An 8,102-nucleotide genomic window follows, 5' to 3' on the forward strand; every position below is an offset into this window, starting at 1 on the left:
GATTAAAGATTTGGTTGTAGATATGAGCAGCTTCTGGAATAATTTAGAAGCAGTTGCTCCTTATGTGAGTACGGCAGCACGACAAGTACCAGAAAGAGAGTTTTTGCAAACACCACAAGAGCGATCGCGCCTCGATCAAACTGGTAACTGTATTATGTGCGGTGCTTGTTATTCTGAATGCAACGCCCGTGAAGTTGATCCAAACTTTGTTGGGCCCCATGCCCTTGCCAAAGCTTACCGGATGGTAGCAGACTCCCGCGATAGCGACACCGAAAATCGTTTAGCAAGCTACAACGAAGGTACTAAAGGCGTGTGGGGTTGTACCCGTTGTTTATACTGCGATTCAGTTTGTCCAATGGAAGTTGCACCATTAGAACAAATCACCAAAATTAAACAAGAAATTCTCACCCACAAACAAGCCAGTGATAGTCGTTCAATTCGTCACCGGAAAGTATTAGTGGATTTAGTTAAAGAAGGTGGTTGGATTGATGAACGTCAATTTGGTTTACAAGTAGTCGGTAATTACTTTCGGGATTTAAAAGGATTACTCAGTCTTGCACCCCTCGGTTTACGGATGATCATCCGGGGTAAGTTTCCCCTATCATTTGAACCTTCAGAAGGGACACAACAAGTGCGATCGCTCATTGAATCTGTGCAACAGGTAGAAGGGAGTAGGGAGTAGGGAGTAGGGAGTAGGGAATAGGGAATAGGGAATGGGGAATGGGGAATGGGGAATTGGGCATTGGGCATTGGTTATTAATTTTTGTCCCTCACTCCCTCACTCCCTCATCTCCCCACTCCCCACTCCCCACTCCCCACTCCCCATTCTTCAACGTGGTTCTTGAGGTATATTCAACGGCTGTCCATAACGGTTATATACTAAAATATCCCACTGACCGTTGTTACTGGACTCAAAAGCAATCCTACTACCATCAGCGCTAATTGTAGGGTTGCGGACTTCAGCTTGCAGGTTATTAGTCAAATTTCGTGATTGGCGTGTTTCCCTGTCGTAGAGAAAAATAGCTGATCGCCCCTGACGGCTAGCACCAAACACTACATAACGACCATCTTGGGAAACGCTAGGATGAGTTGCGATCGCATCAAAGGAATTTAAACCTGGCAAATCAACCAAATTACGAGTCACTGTATCAAACATATAAACATCTTGGCTACCGCGTCGGTCTGTAATAAAAACAATGTATCTCCCAGAAATTTGGGGGTTTAATTCCGACGCTAAACTATTGAGACTTCGACCCCCCGGATCAAAGGGATAACTCAAAAGGCGAGGGTAGCCAAAACACCCAGTCAATAAACTTAAACATATAAATATAGGTATAAAAAAAATACGTTTCATATATTGGGCATGGGGCATAGGGCATTGGGCATGGGGCATTGGGCATGGGGCATTGGGCATTGGGCATGGGGCATTGGGCATGGGGCATGGGGCAAACACTTTTTGTCCCCTCATCCCCCTCATCTCCCTCATCCCCCTCATCCCCCAATCCCTACGGAGGTGAACCTACGGTTGCACCATTAGGAATATCTAACTCAATATTTGGCCCTCGGTCTAGGACTTCAATATCCCACTGACCACGGCTGGCGGTTTCAAAGACAACATAACGTCCATCTGGGCTGATATTTGGTTTTCTGACCCAGCCGCGATAGGTTGGTGTGACGATTTGCGACTGTTGTGTAGCGCGATCATAAAGCGCCACTACTGGTCTACCTTGGTCACTAGTAAGATAAGCAATATAACGCCCGGTATAGCTCAAGCTAGGACTTTCAGCAATTGTCTCTGCTCGGTTTATCCCCGGTGTACCAATAAACAGTTGCCTCTCCAAATCGAAAACCAGTAGCTGTTGATTACCATTCCGATTAGATACAAACGCTAAAAAGCGCCCATTTCCACTCAAAGCAGGTTGCTCCTCGGTGTAGCGACTGTTGAGGGAAGTAGGCCCTATGGAAATATCGTTATAACCACAAGATGCAAGCAAACTGGTTAAACTAAAAACCAGGCTCCAATGAATTGGTCTTTGGAGCCAAAATGTAGGCGTAAATTTTTCCACCTCAACTGTTTTCCGTCGCCTTTAAACCTAGTTCTGTGCAAACTGTTTTAAACATCGTCATCAAAATCGGTCGAATTATCTCGCCCCTCATTTGGCATTTCAACCGGGTTGTATGGCACATAATCAGTTGGGATCGCCTCATCATCTTCGCGCGGTCTTCGAGAAACCGAGTCAGTTGGTGGGCGACGCCTTCTTGGTCTGGGAGCGACATCATCTTCACGATTTTCTGGACGCCCAGACCCGTTATTACTACGCCGAGAAGGTTTTCTGGCTTCTCCTCCCGAACTTTCCCAATCATCAACTTGCCTAGATGAAGAACCCCAATTCTCATCTTCAGAGCTTTCAGAAGGGCGATTCACAGTCCGCCCAGAAGTCCGCCGCCGCGTTCTATCTGCTGGAGCTTGTCTTTCGCTACTGCTGCTATTGCGGCGTTCTGAACGGCGGGGGGGTTGCTCCTCGTAGTAGTTATCACGAGTGGAAATCTCATCCCTGCTACCCCGAATCCGGGGACGCATGGGGCGTTCTTCCTCGTCTTCATAAGGCAGTGGATCTAAGTCTGCATCCATTTCAGCTTGATATTTTCTGCGATCATTGTATGAATAGCGATCGCTAATCGGTCGGTCTTCATCCACAATCGGAGTGTTGCGCTTTGCTTGCTGGGTAGCTATACTCCGCAGACGAATACTTTCAACTGCAAAAAACACAGTTGTGCCAACTAAAAGCAATTGACCAAATTGTAGAATCGGGTCTAAGCGCCATCCTTGAAACACGAGAATGAAGCCGCAGAGCAAGCCGACTGCCGCAAAAAAAATATCTTGATCCCGTGACAATTCTGGACGCACAGTGCGGAGAAAATACAGTGCTGCCCCAGCCACAGCCAGGAAAATTCCTAGAATACTGGCTGAATTTGCCCCAAAATTTACCTGAGCCAGAAAACTGGCTGAGTTCAGCCCAAAATTTATCATTGCTGTTTTCCCAATATCAAATCTATGTTAGCGAGTCACAATTAAAATCACTACTGTAATTAGTCACGATATATTGAAGCTTCAAAGCTTCTGGCAAAGAAGCTCTGAAGCTGTTCACCGAAAAATAAAAAAACCTATGCCTGTCAGCTACAACTGCCACTAGCGGCAAACACTGCTGCTTTTAGTGCAATTTAAATACCTGACAGACATCGGTTATGAGAGTCAGTTTGACCCTCACAAGCATTATGAACGCTGGATTTTATCTTTTTGGCTAATGAAAATTAGACCAACTGTAGCGGGGATTACAACAATTGCAGTACCCCATAGCAGACTCCAAAGAAAATTTGCTAAAGAAGGCGTCATACTTCTAAACCTTTTTTTACACACTTCATCCTAATTTTAATAGTGTATTACTTTCTTGAGAAGCCTCTAACTCTGAACTGCCAAACTTGGTAACTGCTGTGAGGGAGTTTGCTTTTCTATTCCAGAAGGAAGTGGCAGTATTTGGTTAAAATGATGAGAGTGCTTTACAAAGCTTCAAATTTTGTAGCGATCGCCTAAGTTTTTCTTTCTTTACAGATAGTACCTTAAACCGATGACTGGTGTTGACCTGACTGCTTGGATTCTTGGCTCTGTGTTAGGGCTGATGACATTTTTATTTATATTTCGGATCATTCTCACTTGGTATCCGCAAGTGGATCTGAATCGTTTGCCCTTTAATTTAATAGCTTGGCCTACCGAACCATTTTTAATCCCGTTGCGAAAACTGGTACAACCTATAGGCGGAGTGGACATTACACCTATTATTTGTGTTGGTATCTTCAGTCTGCTGCGAGAAATATTACTAGGTCAACAAGGATTGCTGACTATGCTATCTCATGTGAATTAAGGATTGGGCATTGGGAATGGGGCATCCCTTCGGCTTCTCTACGAGACGCTACGCGAACGCTCAGGGCAAGTGGGAATGGGCATTGGGCATGGGGCATTGGGCACTTGTACTGAGCGACTTGTGCCAAGCGTTGCCGAGGTAAGCCGAAGTATTGGGCATTGGGCATGGGGCATTGGTTACACTCCATCTCCCTCATCTCCCTCATCTCCCTCATCTCCCTCATCTCCCTCATCTCCCTCATCTCCCTCATCTCCCTCATCTCCCTCATCTCCCTCATCTCCCCCCACTCCCCACTCCCCACTCCCCACTCCCCTAGCCGTTCATCTCCTGGACAAAACTTGTATAGACATTACCCTGCAAAAACTGTGGAGTTTCCATAATTCTTTGATGAAACCCAATGGTGGTAGGTAGTCCAGTGATGGCACATTCCCGCAGTGCGCGTTTCATGCGGTTAATAGCAGTGGGCCTATCTGGGGCCCAAACAATTAACTTGCCGATTAAAGAATCGTAGTAAGGCGGGATTTGGTAATCTGTGTAAACGTGGGAATCAATGCGAACACCAGGGCCTCCAGGAGGAAGATAGCCACTAATCCGTCCAGGAGAAGGGCGAAAGTCGTGATCTGGGTCTTCAGCGTTGATCCGACATTCGATCGCATGACCCCGTAAAACCACTTGCTCTTGCGTAAGCTTGAGTCTTTCCCCTTGGGCAATCCGAATTTGTTCGACAACTAAATCTACCCCAGTAATCATCTCTGTTACAGGATGTTCTACTTGAATCCGGGTGTTCATTTCCATAAAGTAGAATTTACCCGATCTATCCAAGAGAAACTCGATAGTACCCGCCCCACTGTAATTGATAAATTGGGCAGCTTTGACAGCAGCTTGTCCCATTTTCTCACGCAGGTCTTTGTCGAGAGCCGGACTTGGTGCTTCTTCTAGTAGCTTTTGATTCCGGCGCTGAATTGAGCAATCCCGTTCGCCCAAGTGGATGACATTACCGTAGTTATCCGCCAAAATTTGAAATTCGATGTGGCGGGGACGTTCAATAAATTTTTCTATATAAACGCCAGAATTACCAAAAGCTGCTCCTGCTTCCCCTTGGGCTGCTAAGAAAAGTTTGACAAATTCATCTTCAGAACGCACCAGGCGCATACCCCGCCCACCACCACCGGCTGTGGCTTTGATCATCACTGGATAGCCGATATCCTTGGCGAATTTTAATCCTTCTTCCTCGGATTCTACCAACCCCTCACTACCTGGTACTGTCGGGACTCCAGCTTTTTGCATGGTTTCTTTGGCAGTGGATTTATCCCCCATCAGCTTTATAGCTTCTGGAGTTGGGCCGATAAAAGCAATATGATGGTCGGCACAGATTTCCGCAAACCGGGCATTTTCTGCCAAAAAGCCATAACCAGGGTGAATAGCAGTGGCATTGCGCGTCAGTGCGGCAGCAATAATATTGGGAATATTCAAATAACTTTTACTGCTAGCAGGTTCGCCAATGCAAACCGCTTCATCAGCAAGTTGGACGTGGAGAGCATTCCGGTCAACGGTGGAATGAACCGCGACTGTCGCAATTCCCATTTCTTCACAGGCGCGGAGAATGCGAAGGGCGATTTCTCCCCGATTGGCAATTAATATTTTGTCAAACTTCATTTTTTAGTTTCGATATCATTACCAGTAGATTGACATTTTCTCTGATCCAATTTGAAACGACGCTTTCGCATTATTTCAAATTATCACAGGAGATTCGCCACCCTGATTCTAAGCAAACTCGCATATTGCAGGCTTGCTGCCTCTACGGGTTTTACCAGACTAACAACATTGCTGCTGTAAGTCTTGGCAAGCTTACTAAACTGGGCTTTTGCGATACGCGATCGCCACCGGAAAGGGTGGGTACGCGATCGCACCACACCTTCCACAGTTGCTCTACCCTTTTTAATATCACTTGTGCAGATGCTAGATTTCTGTCAGTCTGATACCGCCTTGAGGAAATTTATATTTTTGAGAAATATAACTTAGATATCACCTTACTATAATTAGTTTCTTATGCTATAGTCTATCTTTAGACAAGTCGTGCGGATGTGGCGGAATTGGTATACGCGCACGCTTGAGGTGCGTGTGGGCAATGCCCTTGCGAGTTCGAGTCTCGCCATCCGCATATTTTGTTTATTAGTCAAGGGTCAATAGTCGAGGGTGAATATACCTTAGACTGTTGACCCTTAAATTTAGAGGGTCATTAGTCATTGGTCATTGGTCAAAGGACAAAGCGCAAAATCTCTTGCGAGATTAGACGCTTTGCGGCTTGCCCAGGCATCAGAAATTTGTAACAGAGGACAAATGACAAATGACTCTATGGTTTTTTATGCTTTTATAGAGATACGTGAAGTTTTGTAAAAAGCATTGAGTATTACTTTTACGCCGACAAACAACTTAACACTGCCAGCAGCTTGGCATCGCCTCACTCCGATTTGGCAAGGAGGGGAGGAAGTAATTCAAAAAAGTTTACCTCATACTCAGTTAGCACCTGCTTGGCAGCTAATGCTTTTGGGTGACGGCTCTCCAACACGTCACCTAGAATTGCTTACAGGGGAGCCTGTAGAAGTAGATGTCATTGATATGTCATTGATTGGCATGGACTTGGATGGCGCACCTGATTTAATCCAAGCTGTGCCAGGGCCGCGACTACGGCGACAAGTGTGGCTGCGGACTGCTTCTAGTCAGCGATTAGCCTATGCTACCTCGTGGTGGGAAGCTAGTCATGTAGATGAGTATTTGCAAAATCGTTCATTACCAATTTGGGCGAGTTTAGCTCGTCTTCGCACAGAACTGTATCGGGATGTTCAAGGGATTTACTATGGCGACTCATCGGCGCTAGAGTCTGGTTTTGATATAACTGGGCCTTTTTGGGGTCGCCATTACTTGTTTTGGCATCATGGACAGCCACTAACCTTAATTTATGAAGTTTTTTCGCCTTATTTAACTAAATATTTGGGAGCTATGCAATTAGATTCCAAAAAGCAGTAAAAAGGCATGATGTGGTGCGATCGCTACCGCGCAAAATCAAGTAGCTGAAATCGTACAATGAAATTATCAAATCTGGTATTAGTGCCGTTAAACTAATGAGTTTTCGGTGATGGTTTGCCGTTGTTTTGCGATCGCATCCTCTCTAAAATAGAGTCATTCCCCAAGTTCAACCATGATTCAACTTAAAACCCAACTCACCCTCGAAGAATTTCTTGCACTTCCCGAAGGAGACATCACCTACGAACTCATTAATGGAGAAGCTGTTCCCAAATTCAAAAACGATGAGATGGCACCAAAATTTTTTCATAGTTCTATAACAGGTGCGTTATTTATACTATTGTCTGCATGGGCGCAAGGAAAGGGGCGGGTTGTAATTGAATGGGCAATTAAGCTAACACGAAATCAACAAGACTGGGTTCCTGTAGCAGATTTGACTTATGTTTCTTATAATCGTCTTTCTGCTGATTGGTTGCAAGATGAGGCTTGTCCTGTTGCACCCGAATTAGTCATTGAAATTATCTCCCCTGGTCAAACGTTCGGAGAAATGACCGAAAAAGCCACTGATTATCTAAAAGCTCAAGTTCAACGAGTTTGGATTATTGATTCTAGAGCAAAAACTATTACTATTTTTTATCCCGATATTCTCCCTCAAACCAAACGTGGTATCGATAGTTTAGAAGATTCCTTATTTGAAGGGTTGCAAATTACACCTCAAGAAATTTTCCAACAAGCAAGAATTTCTTACTGATGTTAGCAAGAAAGACACGAGGAAAGGTTTAATGAATACTGTTGTGCTAAATCTAGAACCGATTGCTCATTTAACCGATGAGCAATTTTATCAATTGTGTATTGTCAATCGTGATGTAAGCCTGGAAATGAATGCAGCCGGAGAATTAATAATTGTGCCACCAGTAGGAGGAGAAAGCGGAAATCAAGAAGCAGATTTAATTACAGACTTAAATAATTGGAATCGTCAAGCTAAATTAGGGAAAGTTTTTAGTTCTTCAACTATCTTTATACTTCCCAATGGTGCAAAACGTTCTCCTGATGCTGCTTGGGTAAAATTGGAACGGTGGGAAGCTTTAACACCAGAACAACGAAAAAAATTTCCGCCACTTGTACCCGACTTTTTGATTGAACTGCGATCGGAGACAG

At 44.8% G+C, this 8,102-nt stretch carries 13 protein-coding genes and 1 tRNA gene; 7 read left to right on the forward strand and 7 right to left on the reverse strand.

Going from position 1 to position 8,102, the window contains the following annotated elements; translation table 11 throughout:
• The coding region (locus LC574_RS15630) for a succinate dehydrogenase/fumarate reductase iron-sulfur subunit (RefSeq protein ID WP_229454367.1) at nt 1-682 on the forward strand (682 nt) is incomplete at its 5' end.
• Nucleotides 683-713: 31 nt separating this feature from the next.
• Nucleotides 714-845 carry a hypothetical protein gene (locus tag LC574_RS38030; protein ID WP_267871546.1) on the forward strand — a complete coding sequence of 44 codons (132 nt, stop codon included), beginning with the start codon at nt 714-716 and terminating at the stop codon, nt 843-845.
• On the opposite strand, the gene LC574_RS15635 is transcribed toward LC574_RS38030, so the two are convergent.
• The 4 genes from LC574_RS15635 to psbX all read right to left on the reverse strand — a co-directional run bounded on the left by LC574_RS15635 (nt 830) and on the right by psbX (nt 3,394).
• On the reverse strand, nt 830-1,354 hold the full coding sequence (locus LC574_RS15635; RefSeq protein WP_229454377.1) for a Tol biopolymer transporter periplasmic protein: 525 nt from the start codon (nt 1,352-1,354) through the stop codon (nt 830-832). The genes LC574_RS38030 and LC574_RS15635 overlap by 16 nt on opposite strands.
• 151 nt (nt 1,355-1,505) lie before the next feature.
• Complete coding sequence (locus LC574_RS15640) at nt 1,506-2,066, reverse strand: hypothetical protein (protein ID WP_229454368.1); 561 nt, start codon at nt 2,064-2,066, stop codon at nt 1,506-1,508.
• Between the two features lie 47 nt (nt 2,067-2,113).
• Nucleotides 2,114-3,031, reverse strand: coding sequence for a Ycf66 family protein (locus LC574_RS15645; RefSeq protein WP_229454369.1), 918 nt, complete (start codon nt 3,029-3,031; stop codon nt 2,114-2,116).
• 243 nt (nt 3,032-3,274) lie between these two features.
• Entirely contained in the window at nt 3,275-3,394 is a 120-nt protein-coding gene (gene psbX, locus LC574_RS15650; RefSeq protein WP_174709687.1) for a photosystem II reaction center X protein, read from the reverse strand.
• A 232-nt stretch (nt 3,395-3,626) separates the two neighbouring features.
• Here psbX and LC574_RS15655 point away from each other — a divergent pair, with 232 nt between their 5' ends.
• Nucleotides 3,627-3,920 (forward strand): YggT family protein, encoded by a 294-nt coding sequence (locus tag LC574_RS15655; protein WP_229454370.1) that lies wholly within the window; start codon nt 3,627-3,629, stop codon nt 3,918-3,920.
• Here the strand turns inward: LC574_RS15655 and LC574_RS15660 are convergent.
• The 3 genes from LC574_RS15660 to LC574_RS15670 all read right to left on the reverse strand — a co-directional run bounded on the left by LC574_RS15660 (nt 3,898) and on the right by LC574_RS15670 (nt 5,868).
• Nucleotides 3,898-4,221 carry a hypothetical protein gene (locus LC574_RS15660; protein ID WP_229454371.1) on the reverse strand — a complete coding sequence of 108 codons (324 nt, stop codon included), beginning with the start codon at nt 4,219-4,221 and terminating at the stop codon, nt 3,898-3,900. The genes LC574_RS15655 and LC574_RS15660 overlap by 23 nt on opposite strands.
• 11 nt (nt 4,222-4,232) lie before the next feature.
• Complete coding sequence (gene accC, locus LC574_RS15665; RefSeq protein WP_229454372.1) at nt 4,233-5,576, reverse strand: acetyl-CoA carboxylase biotin carboxylase subunit; 1,344 nt, start codon at nt 5,574-5,576, stop codon at nt 4,233-4,235.
• A 151-nt stretch (nt 5,577-5,727) separates the two neighbouring features.
• Nucleotides 5,728-5,868 carry a hypothetical protein gene (locus LC574_RS15670; RefSeq protein WP_229454373.1) on the reverse strand — a complete coding sequence of 47 codons (141 nt, stop codon included), beginning with the start codon at nt 5,866-5,868 and terminating at the stop codon, nt 5,728-5,730.
• Between the two features lie 130 nt (nt 5,869-5,998).
• Here LC574_RS15670 and LC574_RS15675 point away from each other — a divergent pair.
• From LC574_RS15675 to LC574_RS15690, 4 genes are all read left to right on the forward strand, one after another.
• Nucleotides 5,999-6,081, forward strand: a tRNA-Leu gene (locus LC574_RS15675).
• A 242-nt stretch (nt 6,082-6,323) separates the two neighbouring features.
• A complete protein-coding gene (locus LC574_RS15680) occupies nt 6,324-6,947 on the forward strand; it encodes a chorismate lyase (RefSeq protein ID WP_229454374.1) in 624 nt (207 codons plus the stop codon).
• Between the two features lie 172 nt (nt 6,948-7,119).
• Entirely contained in the window at nt 7,120-7,695 is a 576-nt protein-coding gene (locus tag LC574_RS15685) for a Uma2 family endonuclease (RefSeq protein WP_229454375.1), read from the forward strand.
• Nucleotides 7,696-7,726: 31 nt separating this feature from the next.
• The coding region (locus LC574_RS15690) for a Uma2 family endonuclease (protein ID WP_229454376.1) at nt 7,727-8,102 on the forward strand (376 nt) is incomplete at its 3' end.

The sequence above is a fragment of the Nostoc sp. CHAB 5715 genome (assembly GCF_020829685.1).
In the GTDB taxonomy this organism is placed as follows: Bacteria; Cyanobacteriota; Cyanobacteriia; order Cyanobacteriales; family Nostocaceae; genus Nostoc.

Coding starts and splice junctions, on each gene's coding strand:
- LC574_RS15655 (WP_229454370.1), top strand. CDS start 3,627: ATGACTGGTGTTGACCTGACTGCTTGGATTCTTGGCTCTGTGTTAGGG.
- LC574_RS15635 (WP_229454377.1), bottom strand. CDS start 1,354: ATGAAACGTATTTTTTTTATACCTATATTTATATGTTTAAGTTTATTG.
- LC574_RS38030 (WP_267871546.1), top strand. CDS start 714: ATGGGGAATGGGGAATGGGGAATTGGGCATTGGGCATTGGTTATTAAT.
- psbX (WP_174709687.1), bottom strand. CDS start 3,394: ATGACGCCTTCTTTAGCAAATTTTCTTTGGAGTCTGCTATGGGGTACT.
- accC (WP_229454372.1), bottom strand. CDS start 5,576: ATGAAGTTTGACAAAATATTAATTGCCAATCGGGGAGAAATCGCCCTT.
- LC574_RS15645 (WP_229454369.1), bottom strand. CDS start 3,031: ATGATAAATTTTGGGCTGAACTCAGCCAGTTTTCTGGCTCAGGTAAAT.
- LC574_RS15685 (WP_229454375.1), top strand. CDS start 7,120: ATGATTCAACTTAAAACCCAACTCACCCTCGAAGAATTTCTTGCACTT.